This window comes from Leptolyngbya sp. FACHB-261 (assembly GCF_014696065.1).
Taxonomy (GTDB): Bacteria; Cyanobacteriota; Cyanobacteriia; order FACHB-261; family FACHB-261; genus FACHB-261.
The window spans coordinates 25,741-46,838 of record NZ_JACJPL010000036.1; the positions used below are offsets into that span (position 1 = coordinate 25,741).

Here is a 21,098-nt window from a genome sequence, read left to right on the forward strand (position 1 = left end):
CGATTGGATTCAGCTATGACCTCAGTTGTTGCTAGTCAGCCTCAGCGCGTTGCCCTTCTCCTCCAGTACCGGGGGGAAGGCTTCCATGGCTGGCAACGGCAACCCCGCGAGCGTAGTGTCCAGCAGGATGTTGAAGATACGTTGGCAAAAGTCCTGGGGCAACCTGTGATTTTACATGGTGCTGGTAGAACAGACACAGGAGTCCATGCCGCGGGTCAGGTTGCTCACTTTACTGCTGTCACCCGGATCCCAGGCAATCGATGGGCAAGCGTACTCAACACTCGTTTGCCGGAAGACATCTTGGTTCGGGCCTCAGCTCCAGTTGGTCTTGACTGGCACGCTCGCTTTTCAGCTAGCTGGCGTCGCTACCGCTACACCCTTTATACCGATCCGGTTCCCAACCTGTTCGTCAGTCCTTGGGTCTGGCACCACTATCACAAAACCCTGGATGTGATAGCGATACGGGTTGCTCTAGAGGAATTGCTAGGATACCACCATCTGAGCGCTTTCCGGCGCAGTGGATCTAGTCGCCCCCACTCCTGGGTAGATATTCAAAAAGTCCACTGCCAACAAGAAGGACCATTCATCCACATTGAAGTTCAAGCCAGCGGTTTTCTATATGGCATGATGCGCCTTCTGGTTGGCTTGCTTGTAGAGCTAGGCCGTGGCAACTTGAGCTCAGAAGACTTTAGGCGCATTTGGCGAGAAGAGCGCAAGTCAGAAGTTAAGTATGCCGCTCCTGCCCGAGGTTTGTGCCTGCTCAGTGTAGGGTATCCTGAAAATCCCTTCGCGTCGGATGTGGTAGAGGGCGCGATGCCTAAGCCAACCTTTGCTGCCTAAATGGCAATTTGCTGCCATTACTGTTTCTGAACTGTAGATCCAAGATCATGGAAAAAACTCACGTCCCTTCTGTTGCCTCACTCGATCGTCGTTGGTACCTCGTAGATGCCGAGGGACAACGTTTAGGGCGCCTCGCTAGTGAGGTCGCTCAGGTGTTGCGAGGCAAAAATAAGCCGACTTTCACACCTCACATGGATACGGGTGACTTTGTTGTGATTGTCAATGCTGAGAAGATTGTTGTCACTGGGAAAAAGCGGGAGCAAAAGGTCTACCGCAGACATTCTGGGCGTCCTGGTGGTATGAAGACTGAGACTTTTAGCAAGCTTCAGGCGCGGATGCCAGAACGCATCATTGAACAGGCTGTGAAGGGTATGCTGCCGAAGAATAGCTTAGGGCGCCAGCTCTTTACTAAGCTCAAGGTTTACGCAGGCAACGACCATCCCCATCAGGCCCAGAGACCTGAACCTTTAGTGCTGAACACGATTCCTGGAAGTGAAGGCTAACTATGCAAGCAACTGAATCTCCCGTTCGCGCCCAGCAAGATGGCAAAGCTGTGTACCTTGGTACAGGCCGTCGTAAAACTGCTGTTGCCCGGGTTCGTCTGGTACCAGGCACCGGTACACTCCAAATTAATGGTCATCCTGGTGATCTGTATCTGCAATTTATTCCTGAGCGTCTAATCAGTGCCAAGGCTCCTTTAGAAACCTTGGGTTTAGAAGCAGAGTACGACGTGTTGGTCAACGTCCACGGTGGTGGCCTATCTGCTCAAGCAGATGCAATTCGCCTAGGTGTTGCCCGTGCGCTGTGCCAGCTTGATCCCGAGAATCGTAAGCCCCTGAAGATTGAGGGGTATCTAACCCGCGACCCACGAGCCAAAGAGCGTAAGAAATACGGTCTGCGTAAAGCTCGTAAGGCTCCTCAATACTCCAAGCGTTAACCCTTATCACGTTTTAAAATCATGGCTAAACCAGAAATTCATCCCACTTGGTACCCTGAAGCCAAGGTTTACTGCAACGGTGAAGTAGTGATGACCGTCGGTTCTACTAAGCCGGAGCTTCACGTAGATGTCTGGTCAGGGAACCATCCCTACTTTACGGGCACCCAAAAGATCATTGACACCGAAGGTCGGGTCGAACGCTTTCTCCGCAAATACGGCATGCTGGAGGAAGGCGCCGACCAGCAAGACGGCAACCAGAAAAAGAAATAGTAGCCGTTGGTTGCTAGGCCGTCTGAATCTAACTTGTCTCCCTGTCTTTCTTTATGGCCGCTCCCTACCTGGTTGAAAAACTGAAAACCGTTGAGCAGACCTTCAACGAACTGACGCGTCGGATGGCCGATCCTGACGTGGCTACCGACCCGTCAGAATTTCAACGTATTGCCATGGCACGTTCCTCTTTAGAGGAAACGGTCCAGACTTTTGTGGAGTGGCGCTCAGTTCAGGATGAGTTAGAGGAAGCAAGGCTGATCCTGAAGGAGACAAGTGACCCAGAGTTGCAGGGCATGGCAACCTCAGAAGTCGAATCTCTCTCCCAACGATTGGGGTTCTTGGAGGATCAACTCAAGCTCCTGCTGCTACCTCGCGATCCTAATGATGATAAAAACATCATGCTGGAAATTCGTGCAGGTACAGGAGGAGATGAGGCTGCCATTTGGGCAGGGGATCTATTGCGCCTTTACTCCCGCTATGCCGAGCGCAAAGGTTGGCGAGTCAAGCTAGTAAGTGAGTCCGTCGCTGATCTCGGTGGTTTCCGGGAAGTGGTGCTGGAGATTCAGGGAGATCGGGTCTACAGCCAACTCAAGTTTGAAGCAGGAGTACACCGGGTGCAGCGTGTGCCCGCGACCGAAGCTCAGGGTCGTGTTCATACATCCACCGCTACAGTTGCAGTGATGCCTGAAGTGGATGAGGTTGAAATTTACATTGACCCCAAAGACATTGAAATGACTACTGCCCGGTCTGGGGGAGCGGGTGGTCAAAATGTCAACAAGGTAGAGACTGCAGTGGATCTAATCCACAAGCCTACTGGCATTCGCATTTTTTGTACTGAAGAACGCTCACAGCTTCAGAACAAGGAGCGAGCCATGCAAATTTTGCGTGCCAAACTCTACGAGATGGAGCTGCGTAAACAGCAGGAAGAGATTTCCTCGGCTCGTCGTGGACAAATTGGCAGCGGCTCTCGCTCAGAAAAAATTCGTACTTACAACTACAAAGATAACCGCCTAACCGACCACCGCTTGAACCAGAACTTCCCTCTAAACTCCGTTTTGGAGGGTGGCATTGATGATGTAGTTCAAGCTTGTATTGCTCAGGACCAGAGAGAGCGTCTGCAAGAGCTAGCTGAGTCCGGCCCTGAAGCAGCAACAGTTTAAGGACATCTACTTCTAGAAATCTAGAAGCGAAGGCCGACGCCTGTTTGCAGGGATATAGCTGCGCCGCCATCATTACGGTAAGCGTCTAGGGCGAAAATGGCGTTACCAAACAGGACTAGGTTGCTGTTTGGTAAGGAATAGTCAATTCCGGGTTGAATGGCAAAGCTGTTCTTGTTGCCCAGAGGGGAAGCGATGTCGCCATCAGATAAGGATGCGCCAACGCCGACATAAGCATCAGCATTCCAGCTTAAGGGGAAATCGTAGGAAACAGTCGGCACAATCGCTGTGTTACGGCCGATCAATACCTGTGTGCGTAGGGAAATGGGGATCTGGAGAAAGCGATAGCGAGCCGTAACCAAGCCGTAAGTTGCGTTGTCCTCCGCTCCGCCCTCACCACTAGTAACTCCAAAGGCAGCACCTCCACCGATGTAACTACCGTAGGCTGCCTGTGCCTGAGCAGGTTGGGAGATAGCTGTGACTCCAAGTGCTATTAAAGTGCTGCCCAAGAATACTGGACAGAGTGGCTGGTGCAAAATTCTGTGAACTTGGTGCATAAACCTTACCCAAATTAGCTGACATTAGGCTTACCAGTAGTCAAAGCGCAAGCGCAAAAAACTTATCAACTTAACTTTGGATACAGTAGCGCATAAGCTCCCCCGTACGCCAGAAGTAGGGGATTTTGACTACTCTAAGCTGCCTTAGACACCAAGGATGCGGTGGTATCTTTCATTGCTCAGAGCAAGAACATTGATAGCCGACATTGGTGAGTGCGCCAGATCACTGAGGGGTCTGATCGCGTCGAAAGAACAGTTGGTAGACCAGATAAAGTCCACCCAATAGTAGGGCAAGCGAAACTGCCTGGGTTACTAGCTTCAGAAGAGCCCCTAGAACCATTAACCCAGCCACGACACCGCCCAAAGCAACGACGGTGCGAGCGCCGCCGCTTAGGCCATTAAACCATTGCCCTAGCTTCTGAATGCTGAACTTGCTAGAAGCTGAGGATCTGCTAGAAGCTGAGGGAGATGGGGTTTGTGACTGCGCTTGCAAAGAGGATTGAGGGGTTTGTGGCAGTTCGGCTTCAAGCTGGCGGAGGCGTTCCTGCAATTTTGGGTCGTTAAAATCACTCATAATTTCTGGATGTTGGAGGGACTGGATCCTGTGTGGCTGAAGATAGCTGAAATTTGCCTAGATCTGTAGAACTGTAATTAGCCCTGTAGCCGACTCGCAATGACTGACTCCTCTATTCTGCGTGACCAGTACGCCAACCTGGTTCAACAAATTATTCAAGACACGTTGCAGGGCAAAATTCGAGCTAAGGAACAGGTCGGTGAAACTCTCAAACAACAGGTTGCTCCTGGTACCGGCGAGATCTTCGAGCGCTGCTTGAGTGATCAACTAGCAGTCGAGAACCGCCGCAAGGAGATAGAAACCGACGAGTTAGGTTTAGCTAAGGTGATGCGCAGGCTGCGAGCCCTAAACACCATAGACAGTGAATGGAAGCGAATTCAAGAGCAGCACCAAGCCAGTGATGCAGTGAATCAACAGGTTCAGAGCTTAGCAACCGCACCTGATTCCGAACTCCTGAGCAGTTTGCTGGCTACCCTCGATCCAAGTGAGGTGAATGGCCCACAAAGCCGGAAACAGCTTCGCCAGTTGGCCAAAAACCTCAAGGCTGTTCAGACAAGCTGGCCGGAGGTACGTCAGGCAGAGTTACAAGACTTAGCAGTGGGTATTGAAAGGGGTCTGCAAACTTGGGCTCGACTAGAAGACTGCTTAGTGAGCTGGGTTTATGACCAAGACCAGGCTATTGGCTTTGAAAGTACACCTGGTAGTAAGGGACCCTGGCAACTCTGGTCTAAACAGGTCACGAGTCCGTTTGTGCAAACTTTGTTTAAAACTCTAGCTACAGGCGAGGCAGGAACAACAGTTGCTCAAGCTCGGGGGCACGAGTTGGACCTAGCCGGTTGGGCTGAGTTAGCGGTGCTGCTGGTCTATCTCGAACAGGGCTTGGTCGCCTGGTTCGATCAACTGGTCTACGACTCACGCGTCGGCTCTCGGCTCTCAGTTTCTACATTCTTGATGTTCGCTGTGCTGTGGTCCCAGCTAGCCGATGGTTTCGCGCGCGCTAACTTGCTCCCACTGAGTCGGCGCTCTCAGTTTGTGAACGGTTCTTTTCGGGCCTCACTGCAAACTTTACGCACCTTTGCTGGTCGGGATTACTTTCCGTTGTACGGAGGCTTGTTTGCTTCCTTCACTGGAGCCGCGCTACGGGATGCTCTGACCTATCTCGATGAACCGCTGAAACAATCTGAAGGCAATCGTGAGAAGGGCCGCATCCTCAACCTATTAGGTTTCTCTGCTCGTGCTCAGGGTCAGTATGAGCGCTCCCATGACTTACACCAACAATCTCTGAGCTTGGCCACGAGTGTAGGAGATTTTGCTTGCCAGATCGCTAATCTCAACCACCTCAGCCGTCTCGCTCTGAGTCGGCAGGAGTATGGCAGCGCCATTCAATCCAGTCAACGTGCTCTAGTTCTGAGCCGCCAGTATGGCGACCGTCCTGGTGAAGCAAATGCTCTAGCAAATCTTGGCTACGCGGAAGTCCTCAACGCCCGTTTCCTAGAACGTTCAGAGCCTGAAACACTAGAGAGTGCGATTGCTTACCTGCAACAAGGGTTGAAGATCACAGAGCGCTTGGGAGACCGACAAATTCAAGCAATCTGCTTGAGTAGCCTGGGGCTTGCCCAGCTGGCTTTGGAGGACCCCCAGGCAGCACTCGCGTACCTAGAGGGAGGGATGCAGGCTGCACAGTTTGCTGGCGATCTCTACCTGTACAGTCTCAACCTTGCCAACTTGGGAGAGGCTTACTACCGCCTTGAGCAACCTGAAAAAGCCATCCGTTACGCGAGCTTGGGCATGTACCTACTTGAGCAGGCAGGCTCTCGAGATTGGCGGCAACCAGCTGGGCTGCTTACCGTTCTGGAAGGTAAATTGGGCATGGACCAATTTCAGGCTCTCCTAGCCCAAAATCAACCCCAAATTCAAGCCGTTATTGGCCCAGAAGGTTACGAGCATCTGAGCGTTTTGCTAGCTCAATATCAAGAGTAGCGAGACACTCTCGAAACTGTCTCTTGGAGTCCCCTAGCTCTGCTTTACCGACTCATACTGGAAACATCGGAGGTACACAACTCACAGATCTTCAAGACCTCTAGTGAGCGAGTCTGCCGAATGTCGTGACTTGAGGCAGAAAAGAAAATGAACAGATTGAAAACCGGGCTGACACTAGCACGTTGGGTAGCGGCACTGCCTTTAGCTGCCGGTCTGTTGTTAACCGGCGCTGAAGTTGCACACAGTGAGGCTTTAACGCTACGTCCTGGCTTTTCAGAGGGCACTTCAGTCTCGGGGCAATCGGGCGGAGCTGTCGCCAGCAGTGACTGCGGCTTTATCAGCCGTCAACCTAATCACACCTTGAACGTCGCTCAGGGCAGCATTCCTTACATGCGGGTCTATGTTGAGAGTTCAGGAGACACAACTTTACTCATTGAAGGACCTGACGGTCGCTACTGCTCTGATAACTACAACGGCAAGAACCCTCAGCTCACTGGCCCTTGGCCTGTGGGGACATATAGGGTGTATGTTGGTGACCATCAAGGCAATAGCTCTGGTAATCCTTATCGTCTCTACTTCACTGAGTCACGCCAGCGCTAGACCTTAGTGCATTGGCTTAAATGCGCGCCAATGCAGTTGAACAAGCCTTAAAATCTAGCTTTTGAAATTGACCCAAGCCTGTATAGGGCCTGGGTCAATCTAAGTAGGATTTTTGATGTCTTTAGAAGTTTTCAGTAGGTTGATTTCAATACCAACGAGTTTGTGAAAGTGAATCTGTGAAAGGTTTCTATGTGAGCAAGTCTTTAAACGCAAGCAAATCTTGAAACAATTTAAATTGCAGTAAAAGCCTTAAGTCTGGAGTTCAGGTGACGCCCCGCTTCCCCTGCTCTTCCCCGTCTTGGAGAATCAAACAAGAGATGGAGGCCGCCCTCTGAGCTTCAGCTGGCAACTTTAGGTCAGCTGCCTAGCTCGGGTGCCCAAGGCGACTCCGACTGGCCAATCCCCCAATGTTGACGCAGGAAGTGCTGGTACAGCTTTTCCTTCATCATCATTTGCTGGTAGAGCTTGACTAGGAACTCTTGAGCTTGCTCACGGCTCATCATCTCGACCTGAGTTTCGAAAGAGCGGAGACTGAACTGCTGTTCTAGAGACAACTCGATGGGATCGTTCATGATTCACTCCGGGATGAACTGTAGGGGATTCACACTCACCGATGAATACCGGTTGGTGTAAGACTGACCTCGGTTCCAACAGCACTAGGTCTGGTGTTTAGAGGGGTCTTGTTTAGAGCCTAACCTACAAGTAGGCTTGGCCATCTACTCTACATTACAAAAGATAACAAGGAATTGACAAATTAACCGTCCTTCCTGTGGCTAATCTCTTAGAGCTTGAAGCTGTCACCTCAGGTAGATCTTGGCAGCAGGTGCATCTCACTATCGGTAGATCCGGACTTTGCTCAGCGCTGATGAGCTTTTGTTTGGGCTGCAATGAGACCTTCTCACCCTTGTCAAGACTTCGGGTAGTCCCAGTTACAAAACCTATGCGGGAGGGTTTGTTACATTGTCATCACTTTGACAGTGGGATGGCTCTGAGTGGGACCTGTTCATCTTCAGATCATCGAAGGCAATCCTCATCTGCGCTCCCTGCTTGCCTGGCACCTGCAGCAGGTCGGCTACACCGTTTACCAATCAGCTGGGATTCAGCAAGCCAAGGCTGTTTTTCAGCAACATCACCCCAGCCTAGTGATTCTGGACTCAGAATTGCCGGATGGTAACGGTTTGGAGTTTTGTAGTTGGTTGCATCGGCAGCAAAAGACACTGATTTTTGTTCTCTCAGCTCGCAATATGGAGGCAGATATCGTTGAGGGGCTCCGGGCTGGAGCTGACGATTATTTGACCAAGCCCTTCGGCATGCAGGAGTTTCTAGCTCGAGTTGAAGCGCTCTCTCGTCGCACTAAAAACACCTCGCCTCCAGCCTTCTTGGACTATGGCAATCTCAAGATTGATCTAGTTCAGCGTCGGGTTCGCTTCAATGGTGCTCTTATTGACTTGACTCCTCAAGAATTCAGCTTGCTCTATGTTCTGGCACAAGCAGCAGGGCAGGCTCTAAGCCGTACAGAATTGCTGCAACGGGCTTGGCCGGATGAGATCGACAACCCCCGTACTGTAGATACCCACATCCTGTCGTTACGCAAAAAGATTGAAACCAATCCACGTCAGCCCAGCTTGATTCAAACTGTGCGTAACGTTGGTTACTGCTTCAATCTAGAAGGGTTTAAGCAGTTTCAAGCTCGTCAAGACGGTGCTGCAAACTCAGCTCAGAACCTACGGCTAACGGATCCAAGCAGCAACAGCCAGAGCAGTACCCTCAATGGTGGACTCAATCGCAATCCAACCTACTATTCTCCCCTCACTGCTCAATCACAGCACCGCTAATCTTCAAACTCCCCCCAATCCCCTACGGCGCTAGCGTTTTCTAAACGCTCCTTTGCCCTGTTCCAGTCGATCTCAGGGGCAATAGCATTCTGAACTAACCTGCCATTTTGAAGCTCTAAAAGGTGATTACAGAACTGATGAGCCACTTCAAGCTGGTGACTCACCAAGATTACGGTCATCCCCTCATCGCAACTCAACTTCTGCAACCAATAAAGTAGTTGTTGGATTTGCCCAGCGTCTTGAGCGGAGAAAGGTTCGTCGAGCAGTAACAGACTGGGCTGGCTAACTAATGCCCGCAGCCAACTTACTCGCTGCCGTTCTCCCAAAGAAAGTTGAACTTCGGTTCTCTCCAGCAAATCTGTTTCTAAGCTCAGTCGCTCGACCCAAGTCTGTAGTTGGTGCTCACTCTCTTTGGCTGTGAGGTTGCGTAGACGCAGGGGGTAAGTAATTGCCTCGCGCACTGTCATGCCCAACAGCCGGGTCTCCTGCTGCACCAGAATGACCTGTCGTCGAACTTGAGGGATCGGTAACTGACGTAGCTCCTGACCTCCCAAATAGATTGCTCCGCTTGAGGGATCAGCCAGCCGGTTAAGTAAGCGAAGCAGTGAAGTCTTGCCAGCCCCAGAACGACCCACCAATGCCACGCGGGCACCTACTTGAACTGAACCGGAAAGGTCCTGTAAGACTGAACCATAGCGAGTGCTGAGGCTCACTTGCTCCAGACGTAGCAGCTCAGAACTCACGCCAAACTCTGTAGGTTGAGAGCTGTCCACAACACCCAAGCATCGACCAAGAGCAACAGCAGCGTACAGCCAAGCAGCACAGAATACATCCAGGGCTGTGCTAGGGGCTTGACAGCACTAGTGTCGATACCGCTACAGGCTTCAATTAGCCGTAGCATGCGAGCAAAACCTACAACTCGCATCGGTAGCAAATAGCCCTGGTCGCCTTGTTCGCTCTGCGCCACTAAATAGTACACAAGCCCCCCCTGCCCTGTAGAGCGTGGTTTCAAAGCTGTAATCGATGACCAAGCTAAACTCCAGCCAGAGCGAAACCAAGCGGGTACCCAGCCTGCGTAGGTTACCTGGATACCCACTTGATCGAGTGTGACCTGCTCACTTAAGGCGCCCAGTAGAGCTGATAGACCAATTGCCAGCCCCCCTAACAACAGCCACAGGGGCATTGGCTCTCCCTGCAGTACAGAGAATACTGGTAGCGGTAGGGTTAGAGCCACAAATAGCAGCAACAGTGTGTAGCGAATCAAGGGCGAGACCCGGAAGGTTGCAGGCAGAGAGACTGCACTTGCTTCCGGGCAGCTAGCAGGAGAAGTCATCACAGGAGAGTTGCCAGCGATATACTTCTTTACTTTAAACGCTCCAACCCTAGGACACTAGCCGTTCACCGTTGAGCATCCGAGAAGCGGCATGGAGCAGTTCTTCTTCCAGGTAGGGTTTCGTGAAGTAACCACTGGCTCCCAGCTGCACTGCCATTTGCCGGTGCCGGTCGGCGCCGCGCGAGGTCAGCATGGCTATCGGGAGCTGACTCAGGGTTTCATCCTTTTGTAGGCGTGAGAGCAACTCCAGGCCATCCATGCGAGGCATCTCGATGTCGCAGAAGACTAAATTACAGGGCATACCGCCTCGTAATTTCTCCCAGGCTTCCTGACCGTCACGAGCTTGCTCCACTCGATAACCAACCTTGTTAAAGGTCATAGACAGGAGTTCCCGTACCGTAATTGAGTCATCGACGATCAATACGGTAGGTTCGCTAACGCTCTTGGGCTCCTCAACTATCACGTTGTTGTCCCAGAGCTGACTGGTTTCGCGGCGGACCCGACCGGTCGCCAAGTCAATCAGTTCTAGAACATCGGCAATCGGCATCACCCGACCATCCCCAAGCACCGTTGCACCAGCGATACCAATGGGTTTGGGAACTGGTCCCTCCAGCTGCTTGATCACGATCTCCTGCTCACCCACTACTTGGTCAACAGCGATTGCCACGAAATTACCGGCACTGCGCAGAATCACGACCGAGATAATGTCTTCTTCCTGACCGGCCCCGTAGATGCTGCCTCGGCTGAGATAGCGGTTATAGCTTAGTAGGTCAGAGAGTGGACAGAAGGGTAGCGGGGCGTCACGCCAGATAATCGTGGGACGGCCCTCTAGATCGGTTTGTACCCGCTCTCTAGGCACATCCAACATGTCCTCAACCCCATCCATCGGGAAAGCAATCCGGGCATGGTTGCTGACGCAGACCATTGCTTTGGAAATGCTTAGAGTCAGAGGCAGGCGGATGGTAAAGGTAGTGCCCTTGTTAAGGCTAGAGTCGGTACCAATGCTGCCCCGAATGTCATTGAGGCTAGTCCGTACCACATCCATACCAACGCCTCGGCCCTTGAGGTCATCTACCTTGTCGGCGGTGCTGAAGCCAGGGTGGAAGAGCAGGTCATACACATCTAGGTCCGTCATGCTGGCTGCTTGGGCTGAATTCAGCAGCCGCTTCTCAACGGCCTTGTCTTTGACGCGTTTAGCGTCAATGCCTGCCCCATCGTCAGAGACAGAAATCACAGTCTGGTTGCCTTGGTGGAAAGCACGCACCATAATCCGGCCCGTAGGAGACTTCCCAGCGGCCTGCCGCGTTTGCGGATCCTCAATCCCGTGGGTAAGAGCATTGTTGACCAAGTGGGTCATCGGATCGTAGAGCTGCTCCAAAATTGCTTTGTCAATTAGAGTCTCGCGTCCTTCGATCTCGATGTTGGCCTTCTTGCCTGCTTTGATTGCGATGTCTCGAACTGCACGGGGCAGCCGATCTGCAATCTGCGCAAAGGGCACCATGCGTGAACGGGTCAGCCCCTCTTGCAACTGCGTAGTGACTTGACGGAACTGCCGGGTTACCACCTCAGTTTCGTCAACGATGAACTCAATATCGGAGGCAGACTCCCGTACCCGTACAATCAGCTCAATGATTTCCTGGGATAGGGTGTGGAAGCTGGTAAAGCGGTCCATCTCCAGGGCGTCAAAGTTAGCCCCCATTGAGTGATTGCTCTGAGGTAGCACCTCCCGGCCTAAGCGCTCACTGAAGCTTGGAACCGAAGGCTGGCCCTGACGGCTAGCCAACAGAGAACTTTCCAGCAGAGAGCGCTCATACTGATCTTGAAGGCGCTGGCCGACATCACTGAGTTGCTGAACCTGGTGCAGTAGGTTATCCAGGGACTGACGCAGGCGATCTTGGTCCTGCTCTAGGCTGTTGCGATTGACAACTAGTTCGCCGACGAGGTTGTTGAGGTTGTCAAGGTGTTTGACCTCAACTCGCATGGTTTGGTTGCCATAACCCGCAGTCTGCCGCCGGGTGGTCATCCGAGAGGCAGGGCCAGGACGGGTCCAAGCTGTGCCTGTAACGGTTGGTGGCCCACCGATTGTTTGGTCAGCCTCCTCCAGCATCTTCTCAAGGTCTGCAAATTCACCCTCATCCTGAGCGTCAGGCTGAGGAACCGAAACTGGGGTTGAGGCAACTGGCATTGACATCAACGGGATGGCAGCTGCGAATCTTGTTATGTCTGGCTGCTCGACTTCACCCAATAAAGCTTCTAACTCTTGGAAATCCGGCTCTGGCTCTACGAAATCTGGCAAGCTGTCTTCTGGCACGTCCTCTAGCAAGGCGTCTAACTCACCTAGATCGTCCAGAGAAACATCTAGGGAAGTGTCAACCATGGAGCTGTTGGCGTCCATCAGTGCCAGAGCATCACTAGCTTCTTCACTGTCACCGGCCAAGAGCTCGTCCAATTCTTCTAGCGGGCTGTCTAATTCATCGGCTGAGCTTTCCTCGACAAACTCTTGTTGGTCTTGGGCTAAGTTCTCAACCAGATCGAACGGGCTGTCAGTTAATTGGAAGTCTTCTGTGCCCCCCAAGTCCAACTCAGTCTCAGCTTCAGGGAATTCTGCCTCAAATTCATCCCCTGCACCCCCGAAAAAGTCTACTAGACCAGCAATGGTCTCAACACTGTCCGAAGCTTCTTCCTCAGCTAGGTTAGTGTCTACTTCGAAGTCGGGGAATGCAGTGGACGCTTCTGTCTCGAAGGCTGACTCAAACTCTGAGGCGTCCTCTTCCTCATCTGTTAGCAGCAAATCAGGGGAAGCGTTATCTGGCTGTTCCTGGTCAGTTGCCCCGCTGGACCAGTCTGGAGCACTTGCATCAAAACCAAAGGGGTCGGTGTCAGTGTCTAGTTCATCCGAGCCTGCAGGTTCCTCCAGTAGCAGCATCAGGTCTTGGTTGGCTGCTGATGCTTCCAACTCGCCCATGAAGTCTGCTAAATCTAGCTCGGCTTCGGTGTTCTCGGCATCCGATTCTGAGGGTTGATCGTTAAATAAGTCGTCGAAGTCCAGTTCATCTGGACCGGGATCGGCCGTACTAGCTTCTGTACTAGCTTCGGTAAGTCCTGCAATCGCTGCTGCGTCTGACTCATCTGAGATTAGCAAGTCCAACCACTCAGAATCATCGCGGCTCTCCGAGCTGCTTACTGCTGAGGCACTAGTCTGCTCGCTGGTTTCAAGACCAAATAGGGGTTCCAGCTCTGGCTCTGGCACTTCCTCTAAGTTCGGCGTCGTGGCAAACAGTAGATCAAGCCCTTCTACACCTGCCTCGCTACCCTCGGAACTCTCCTCCATAGAGGCTGTATCTTGATCGCTGGATTCGAGATCCAAGAAGGCATCAGGCTCTTGCTCTTGTTCAAAGCCTGATACGGGCTCTAACAGTAAGTCGAGTTCCTCTATGGCTGCCTCGTTACCTTCAGTGCTTTCCTCTATAGAGGCCGTGTCCTGCTCCTCAAAGGCGGTCTGTGGCGTTAGCAAGTCCAGCCATTCTGAATCATCGCTAGCTAGTGAACTGTCCTCTAGCGAGGATAGGTCCTGCTCGCTTGCTTCAAGGCCCAAGAAGGGATCGAACTCTTGCACTGAATCAACGTCTGGGGTGGCTTCAAACAGTAAGTCGAGTCCTTCTATCTCCTCGACCTCCTCGACATCACTGTCGTCCGCCAAGAACATAGCGTCATCGCTGGCCTCAGTCAGGCTATTCGCCTCAACGCCGAAGCTAGTAACCTCCGGACCTACCTCTTCGCTAAACTCAGGGGACAGAAGGCTGAGCCATTCTGAATCGTCGCCCTCGGTTAGAACTTCACCGCCTAGCTCGTCTAACCCATTTGAGGCGCCGCTCTCGTCCGTCATCTCAGTCGTCGATGCTGCCTCAAACGGATCTTCTGAGTTATCGGAGGACAGCAGATCGAGCCATGCTTCACTACTGTCGCCATCTTCTAGAAAAACCTCATCCAGTCCTTCTGAACTGCTGAACTCGTTCTCTCCGAAGGGCGATGTTTCCTCATTGAGCGGTTCAAGAACTGTATCTGCGGAGAGCAAGTCCAGCCATTCCGAATCATCGTCCCCAGAAAACTCCCCAGGGGCAACCTCGGCCAATTCGTTTTCTTCTAGGACCGTTCCCAGAGGGTTTGTCAACTCTGAGACTGCTACCTCTAGCTGGTCTATTTCAGCCTCTGGCTGGTCTATTTCAGCTTCAAGTTGGTTGGACCATAGATCGGCTTCTTCTACGTTCCAATCTTCTCGGTTCCAGTCTTCTTGAACTGTCTCTGCATCAAGTTCTGTCTCTGCGTCGAGAAAAGCACTGAAGTCAGCTTCAGGAACAGATACGGGTTCTGTTTCCTCATTGACTAGCTCATCAGCCCCTGCCTCAGCGAAAGGTTCTACGCTAGTTGCATTCGCTTCTGAGGAAAGCAAGTCAAGCCACTCAGCCTCCTCATCCGCTGGCTCATCTGCAGGCTCATCTACTGACGATTGTTCTGGCCCTTCCAATGCAGTTTCAAAACCACCTGCAGCTTCAAAATCACTAAAGTTATCGACCTCCACCGGATCGCTTCCGGCTGTCGGCGTGAAGGCTTCAGGAGGTATCGAACTCAGGTCATTGGCGCCAGTCCAAGGATCAACTTCTTCAAGGTCCCAGCCTTCATAGATAGTCTCTGCCTCAGGCTCAGCATCAAATAGAGAATCAAACTCGGTATCAATGTCAGGCGGCAAGCTATCTGGAGCAATGTCAACCGTAGACCGGGTCGCCCCAGCAGCTTCCTGGTTCTGAGTCTCTTCGAAGAAGTCAGGGCCTGTGAACGGATCGTCGGAAGGAGCTTCAGATAGGTCCTCCAGCAAGCTGTAATCCAAATCATCGGTTGAAGAGGCACCTACAGAGCCAGTGTCCTCGAAGGCAAAAAGGCTTTCTAGATCTGGATCTGCATTCTCAAATAACGCTGAGAGAGCCTCAGCCTGAAGTGCTTCGGCATCCAGTTGCTGATCGAGAATGTTATCCCCGCTCGTCTGTCGGTCTAGGCTGGGATCAGTATCCAGTAAATCGGACTCAAGGAGGTCGGAGAAATCGGCCAGCTCCTCGTCTGCTGCTTGGTTCTCCGTTGTACTAGCGCCACTATTGCCCCAAACATCTCCCAACTCCAGATTGTCGCTGCCAAATAGCTCAGCCAGAGAGTTCAGTTCGGTTTCCCCAACCCGGGGACCAGCCAGAAGATTCCAAGGCTCATCGTCACCTATAGCCTGTTCTGTTGAGCCACTCGCTGGCTCAACAGCATCCGATAGGTCGATTTCGAAAACCTCAGGAGTTGACGGTGGGCTGTATCGGTTCACTTCTTGCCGCTGCGGAACCGCAACCACAATCTCATCATCGAAGGACAAGCTCTCCCACTCGGCGCGGGCGGCTGACTCGGGCACACTCTCCGCAATTTCAAATGCTGCTAGGTCATCTCCTGCCTCAACCGCGAACTCAAGCTCGTCTTGCACTACCGCAAAACCTGGCTCTAGCTCGGTCTCTGTAAATTCAGTAGCTCCTGCAATCAGCGCTTCGGCTTCACTCATAGAGAGATCCAACTCAGCCGCCAGCAGCAACTCACGGTCAAGATCGGCTAGTTCAAGTTCAGGTTCGGGTTCAACCGGCACTGGTAGGAGGGCTTGAACTTGGCTAGAGACAGTGACCTCGGTTTGTGAGCCGTTTAGGACTTGGTCTTGAGCCAGTTTGAGCTCTTTAATCACCACCATCGCCAAGTTGCGATAGGCATTGTCCGTATTGGCAACTGCTTCGGCACAAGCAGCACATAGCTCACACCAACCTGTCAAATCAAACTGTTCTCCCAAAGCCCGCAACTCTTCACAGAAGCTGTGCAACTGAGCGCGGTTCTCCTGGCTGTCGGGTTGCTTGAACAGCCCCAGCATCTCTCGCAACTTGCGGGTGATATCCGAACGGAATACCAAGTGCAGTGCACTGAGTTCCTCTTGGGGCTGAGCAACAGGAGCACTAGTGGCAGCAACAACAGCGATGGGGGTGGCTACTGGCACTGGTGGGGCCAAAACTTCAGCACTACTAGAAGCAACCAAGCGATCCAGATGCGACTGCAACTCGTTGAAGACTGGCTCAACTTCTGTTAGGGCAGCAGTGGAGGCATCTTCCGTCAAGCCGAACGGCTGCTGAAGATGTTCGAGCAACTCGTTGAGGGGATCGAAGCAGCGCAACAGCAAGGATTCCAGCTGCTGATCGACCTGGAGATTGGGGGAATCCTTGAGGACCTTGAAGAAATCCTCTAAGCGGTGAGAAATGTGTTGGATGCTGCGGATCCCCAGCATTGCTGCCCCACCCTTGACCGAGTGGGCTGCCCGAAATAGCTCGTTGATTAGCTCTTGATCGGCTAGGGTGTTCTGGAGATTCAGCAACCCCTGCTCCATCGTATTGAGATGATCCTTTGCTTCTTCAATGAAGTAGCCAAGAATGCGCTGTTGCTGATCAGGGTTCATAGCAAACGTGTCCTTCGGCTAAAACGGGCGGGGCAGCAGGGGTGACACAAGGGGGAACTCGATGTGCCAGGGGAACCATCAAGGTAAGTGAGTTAGGCTTTCGTCTTGTTTCCGCCTTCAACACGGAAACGTTCCACAGAGGACTGAAGGTCACGGGCCACGGACACCAGGTTTTGTAGAGAGCCCGACACTCGCTGCGACTCTTGGGAAGTCTCTTGAGCAGTAAGCTCTACTGATTGCATAACCTGGGCAACAGCTCGGGAGGTCTCCGTTTGCTCAACGGTGGCAGCGGTGATGGAGCGGACCAGAGTATCAATGCGCTGAGACACCTGAATAATGTCGTCGAGTGAGCGCTTGGCCTGCTCAGCGAGGCGAGTGCCTTCGATGACCTGCTGGGTGCCTTCCTCCATAGCAGTCATCACCGAGCCTGTCTCACTCTGGATTTGGAGCACAATCTGCTCAATTTCCTTAGAAGATTTAGCGGCTCGGTCGGCTAGCTGGCGAACCTCGTCCGCCACAATGGCGAAGCCTCGTCCTGACTCACCAGCACGGGCGGCCTCAATACTGGCATTCAGCGCTAGCAAATTGGTCCGCGAGGCAATTTGAGAAATCAAAGCGACGATCTTGGAAATCTCCTGTGAGGACTCTGCTAACCGCTTCACTTTGCGCGTTGTCTCCGCCACTGTCTCCCGGATGTCCAGAATACCGGCCACGGTGCGCTCTACGGCTTCACCACCTCTGAGCGCGGTTTCAGATGCAGTGCGAGCCACCTCTTCCGCTTCACGAGCGCTCTCCGCCACTCGCTGAATAGAGTCGGTCATCATCTGCACTGAGTTGAGCGTAACGGCCAGTTCCTCAGCTTGACGCAGAGCATCAGAGGAAAGGCTACGAGCAAACACCTCGTTTTCGGTCGCGCCCCGGTTGACCTGGGTTGCTGCGGCTTTCACCTGCTGCACGATCTCGCGCAGATTTTGAATGGTCAGGTTGAACGAGTCGGCAACAGCACCCAGCACGTCGGCTGTGACTTCAGCCTGAACTGTGAGGTCACCTCGCGCTGCCCCTTCCACGTCGTCAAGCAGACGAATGACTTGGCGCTGGAGATCTTCCTTGGCTTGCTCTTGCTCTTCCGCTTTGCGTTGCGCTTCGGTAGTGGCGGTGAAGATCACACGGGCCATCTGGTTGAAGCCTGCAGCCAACTGCCCCAGTTCATCTTCGGCGTAGACCGTTGCCCGGACACTGAGGTCCCCTCGCGTCACAGCATCAAACTGAGATTTGAGGTTGTCTGTAGATTTCTTGAAGTGGTTGGTCGTCGCTTTGCCCACGGCTAGACTGCCTCCTGCCGCAGCCACCCCGGAGACCAGTGCCATGAGCAAACCCGTGTTGCGAACGGTTTTAACCGTGCCAGCATCCCCTGCTTGGTTAGCGCTCACAAAGCTGACTACACCTACTGCCAGCATCGCAGCCACACCGGTTGCCGCTGAGGTAACCAACTGCTTGTTACCAAAAGGCATGTTCTCAAACCAACCCCAGCTCCCCTGCTCAACCGAAGCAGTAGCCTCTGCTGGACTGCTATCAGTCTGAGTGAAGGCTGGGAGATTCTCCACTGCGCTAGACAGACCAAACAGTTCGTCCTCGTCATTTACTAGAGGATGAACGGCAGTGGCCGGCTCGGTGACAAAGCCACTTTCGGCAAGGGTCCCCGTTTGACCTGATGCTCCACTGGTCGTGTCGCGCTCTCGGCTACCGCCACTGTTGAGGCTGCTCCCAAAGTCTGGCATTTCACCAGAAAAGTCATCGAACTCGTCGAACTCGTCTAAAAAGCCCATCCGGTTGCCTGAACCCGCTGTGGGCGGCTCATCAAGAGCGGGAGCTTCCTCTGGAAATGTAATGTCCTGCTCACTGTAAGCCGAGGTCCTCGGCCGACGCTGATGATTGTTTGAGCCGAAGCCACTGGAGAGGTCGGCGGGAGGGTTGGGATTACCTGAGGTTGAGCCATTGGCAAAACCACTGTCCAGGGCACTGTCTAGAGCATTTAAGTCGAAGCTATCGTCTGTCGCATCTCCAAAAGCCGAATCAATCTCAGGGAAAGAGTTGTCGGCGAAGGCGGAGTCAACAAACGTAAAATCTTCACTGCTACTGTTGCTACTGCCAAAGGCACCGCCCGTGGGTGCTCCAGCTGATGTTGGGGTGCTACGCGGGTCCTGAGACCTTATTACTGCGGTCTCATCATCGAAGCTGAACTGATCTAAACCGCCGGCAAAGGCATTTTCCGTGCCAAAGTCGGCTCCGAAGGCAGCCTCAGGCCCCATCTCCTCTTCAAAGAAAGCGTTTTCCCCCGAGGTAGAACCAGCCTCAAAGGGAGATGAAAAAGCATCGAAGGCACTGTCTTCGAAGTTATCGCCCTGGAAGTTTTCACTCTGAAAAGCTTCATCTACTGGAGGTGAGTCAGAGTGCTGGCTGAGGTAGTCATCTAAGCTAAAGGGATTTTCAAAATCTTGATCCCCAAAGTTCTGATCCCCAAAATCCTTTAAACCGCTATCTAAACCGTCGTCCAGGTCAAAATGGTTGTCGACAGTCTCAGTTGAGCCAACGCCAGAACTACCTGAGGCGTAGACATCCTCTGCCTCGGAGCTACCGTTACCGTTAGAGAAACCAAAAGCGCTGTTACTGTCCTGGTAGTCTCGAGAGTTCTGTTGAGTGCTGGTCGTGTACCCTACACTACTCTCCCCTGCTGACACATCTACTAGAGCGTTGTTCACGCAGTCCACTAACTCCGGGTTGGTGCTACGGTCTAGCACCCACTCGTACTGCTCACGCGCAGCAGTGTATTGACCCAGACCGTAGCAGAAGACGTGACCCCGCAGCAGGCGAACGTGCGGATCGTCTGGATAGTCTCGCACCAGTTGATCAGTAAGGTCTGCGGCCTCCTGATAACTGGACTGCATGTAAGCCTGGAATGCCCTCTGATAATCCTGCTCGTACTGGGTACTTGATGCCATAGGGTTGTCTCCTCTACCCGCCTGCCTCAGCTGCCGTTAGCTGAGCCTCTGCTTGCTGCTTGTTGATGTGCCAGAACCAAAATCATCGCTTACCTGCTCGCTAGGTGGCCCATCGGGCCGATCTCAAAATTGCAATCTGATCTAGCAGGCGTAGTGCCTTACCTGTCTGTTCACTAAGCCACTCCCCACGCAAAAACGGCGCCATACTGTCTGGCGCTGCTGTTGAAACTCGAATCTCATCAGGGTCTAGCCAATCCATATCGGCAATCCGGTCGACAGCCAATCCTAGGGTTAGGTTCTGGTCCTCTACAGCAATGACAGGAATTTCAGCCCGATCTGTGTTGAGCGGGGCGCTGTCCCCCAGAAACTGTCCTAAGTCGGCTACCCACACCACTTGACCGCGCAGATTTAAGGTGCCCAATAACAATGGTGAAACATTGGGCATAGGGGTAATCCGGTCGGGAGGATGAGCGATGACTTCCCGAATTCCGGTGGCGGGCAGGGCAAATTCACTGCCCGAGGCGACATAAAAGCGCAGATGGAGTTCGCCCTCGGGGGATTCGAGTTCCTGAAGCTCTGGCTCTTGACCCTGACCCGAGCGGGTCAGAAAGTCCGGGTTACCTACCATGGATATCTCTTCCTGCATCCTCCTGAAGTGGTCACGGGCTTCAAGTCTACCGTTAGTCTAGCCACGGAGCAGCTGTTTGACGGTACCAACTAGCTCCTGAGGTTCAAAGGGTTTAGCGATGTAAGCATCGGCTCCCTGCTTCATGCCCCAGTAACGGTCGAATTCCTCACCCTTAGATGAACACATCACTACCGGTACACTCTGCGTTTTAGGGTCAGCTTTAATGCGTCGACAGACTTCATACCCATTCATACGGGGCATGACAATATCGAGGACCACTAGATCCGGTCGGTGTCCCTGGATCCGCTCAAGGGCTTCAACGCCATCGGTGGCGACGCTGACACTCAGCCCACTGTCCTTAAGCAGGTCAGTGATCATCTCGCGCTGGGTGACACTATCCTCTACCACCAAAACTTTGCTCATGGTTCGCCCATCCTCATCTCGGTAGCCCTTCCATCGCTTATGGTTCCCCTACAGGTTTCTACAGTGGGCGCCAAAATCCGGGTTTTTAGGGTTACACTCGGCACACCTAAGCACTGAAGCTGCGGGTCTACCGGAGAAACCTCAAACCGTAACTTACCCACTTCTGACCCACTTCTCATCGTTGGTCAATGTGCCGGTTATCTGGATCTAGTCAGAACCTCGCTTGAAACTCCAGTTTCGAATGAGCATAGCTGTTAAAGCGGCTACTCCTCAATATTCCATGGATTACGCGTAGATTATCGATGGGCGATTTGGTTGGGCAACCACAAGAGCCATTACGATTGACGCCTGCTATTTCTACTGCCACGCTTACTATTGATTCTATAGATCCCGGACAAAACCTGGGCGAATCTGAGCTTGAACTCCTGAGACTTCCTGATAACCTCCC

17 protein-coding genes are annotated in these 21,098 nt (G+C 52.8%); 8 read left to right on the top strand and 9 right to left on the bottom strand.

The window, feature by feature from the left end:
* Nucleotides 1-15 precede the first annotated feature (15 nt).
* The 5 genes from truA to prfA are packed head-to-tail and all read left to right on the top strand — an operon-like array spanning nucleotide 16 to nucleotide 3,207.
* Nucleotides 16-840 carry a tRNA pseudouridine(38-40) synthase TruA gene (gene truA / locus H6F94_RS31020; RefSeq protein ID WP_190806159.1) on the top strand — a complete coding sequence of 275 codons (825 nt, stop codon included), beginning with the start codon at nucleotides 16-18 and terminating at the stop codon, nucleotides 838-840.
* A gap of 47 nt (nucleotides 841-887) precedes the next feature.
* Nucleotides 888-1,343, top strand: coding sequence for a 50S ribosomal protein L13 (gene rplM, locus H6F94_RS31025; RefSeq protein WP_190806160.1), 456 nt, complete (start codon nucleotides 888-890; stop codon nucleotides 1,341-1,343).
* 2 nt (nucleotides 1,344-1,345) lie between these two features.
* Nucleotides 1,346-1,777 (top strand): 30S ribosomal protein S9, encoded by a 432-nt coding sequence (gene rpsI, locus H6F94_RS31030; protein ID WP_190806161.1) that lies wholly within the window; start codon nucleotides 1,346-1,348, stop codon nucleotides 1,775-1,777.
* 21 nt (nucleotides 1,778-1,798) lie between these two features.
* A complete protein-coding gene (rpmE, locus tag H6F94_RS31035) occupies nucleotides 1,799-2,047 on the top strand; it encodes a 50S ribosomal protein L31 (protein WP_190806162.1) in 249 nt (82 codons plus the stop codon).
* 53 nt (nucleotides 2,048-2,100) lie between these two features.
* Entirely contained in the window at nucleotides 2,101-3,207 is a 1,107-nt protein-coding gene (gene prfA / locus H6F94_RS31040) for a peptide chain release factor 1 (RefSeq protein ID WP_190806163.1), read from the top strand.
* Nucleotides 3,208-3,227: 20 nt separating this feature from the next.
* Here prfA and H6F94_RS31045 read toward each other — a convergent pair whose 3' ends face one another.
* A complete protein-coding gene (locus H6F94_RS31045) occupies nucleotides 3,228-3,761 on the bottom strand; it encodes a putative outer membrane beta-barrel protein (protein ID WP_190806164.1) in 534 nt (177 codons plus the stop codon).
* 223 nt (nucleotides 3,762-3,984) lie between these two features.
* Entirely contained in the window at nucleotides 3,985-4,335 is a 351-nt protein-coding gene (locus tag H6F94_RS31050) for a hypothetical protein (protein ID WP_190806165.1), read from the bottom strand.
* Nucleotides 4,336-4,434: 99 nt separating this feature from the next.
* On the opposite strand from H6F94_RS31050, the gene H6F94_RS31055 reads away from it, so the two are divergent.
* Both H6F94_RS31055 and H6F94_RS31060 read left to right on the top strand, forming a co-directional pair.
* A complete protein-coding gene (locus tag H6F94_RS31055; protein WP_190806166.1) occupies nucleotides 4,435-6,315 on the top strand; it encodes a tetratricopeptide repeat protein in 1,881 nt (626 codons plus the stop codon).
* A gap of 147 nt (nucleotides 6,316-6,462) precedes the next feature.
* Nucleotides 6,463-6,915, top strand: a complete 453-nt coding sequence (locus tag H6F94_RS31060; RefSeq protein WP_190806167.1) for a hypothetical protein — start codon at nucleotides 6,463-6,465, stop codon at nucleotides 6,913-6,915.
* A gap of 356 nt (nucleotides 6,916-7,271) precedes the next feature.
* On the opposite strand, the gene H6F94_RS31065 is transcribed toward H6F94_RS31060, so the two are convergent.
* Nucleotides 7,272-7,487 carry an NblA/ycf18 family protein gene (locus H6F94_RS31065; RefSeq protein WP_190806168.1) on the bottom strand — a complete coding sequence of 72 codons (216 nt, stop codon included), beginning with the start codon at nucleotides 7,485-7,487 and terminating at the stop codon, nucleotides 7,272-7,274.
* Between the two features lie 420 nt (nucleotides 7,488-7,907).
* Here H6F94_RS31065 and H6F94_RS31070 point away from each other — a divergent pair, with 420 nt between their 5' ends.
* Nucleotides 7,908-8,750, top strand: a complete 843-nt coding sequence (locus tag H6F94_RS31070) for a response regulator transcription factor (protein WP_190806169.1) — start codon at nucleotides 7,908-7,910, stop codon at nucleotides 8,748-8,750.
* Here H6F94_RS31070 and H6F94_RS31075 read toward each other — a convergent pair.
* From H6F94_RS31075 to H6F94_RS31100, 6 genes are all read right to left on the bottom strand, one after another.
* Complete coding sequence (locus tag H6F94_RS31075; RefSeq protein ID WP_190806170.1) at nucleotides 8,747-9,493, bottom strand: ABC transporter ATP-binding protein; 747 nt, start codon at nucleotides 9,491-9,493, stop codon at nucleotides 8,747-8,749. The genes H6F94_RS31070 and H6F94_RS31075 overlap by 4 nt on opposite strands.
* A complete protein-coding gene (locus H6F94_RS31080) occupies nucleotides 9,490-10,083 on the bottom strand; it encodes a hypothetical protein (RefSeq protein ID WP_190806171.1) in 594 nt (197 codons plus the stop codon). Before H6F94_RS31080 ends, H6F94_RS31075 begins: the two co-directional genes overlap by 4 nt.
* A gap of 49 nt (nucleotides 10,084-10,132) precedes the next feature.
* Nucleotides 10,133-16,600, bottom strand: a complete 6,468-nt coding sequence (locus H6F94_RS31085; RefSeq protein ID WP_190806172.1) for a response regulator — start codon at nucleotides 16,598-16,600, stop codon at nucleotides 10,133-10,135.
* 92 nt (nucleotides 16,601-16,692) lie between these two features.
* Entirely contained in the window at nucleotides 16,693-19,599 is a 2,907-nt protein-coding gene (locus H6F94_RS31090) for a methyl-accepting chemotaxis protein (protein ID WP_190806173.1), read from the bottom strand.
* A 100-nt stretch (nucleotides 19,600-19,699) separates the two neighbouring features.
* A complete protein-coding gene (locus H6F94_RS31095) occupies nucleotides 19,700-20,227 on the bottom strand; it encodes a chemotaxis protein CheW (RefSeq protein ID WP_190806174.1) in 528 nt (175 codons plus the stop codon).
* Between the two features lie 57 nt (nucleotides 20,228-20,284).
* Nucleotides 20,285-20,650 carry a response regulator transcription factor gene (locus tag H6F94_RS31100; RefSeq protein WP_190806175.1) on the bottom strand — a complete coding sequence of 122 codons (366 nt, stop codon included), beginning with the start codon at nucleotides 20,648-20,650 and terminating at the stop codon, nucleotides 20,285-20,287.
* Between the last annotated feature and the right edge of the window lie 448 nt (nucleotides 20,651-21,098).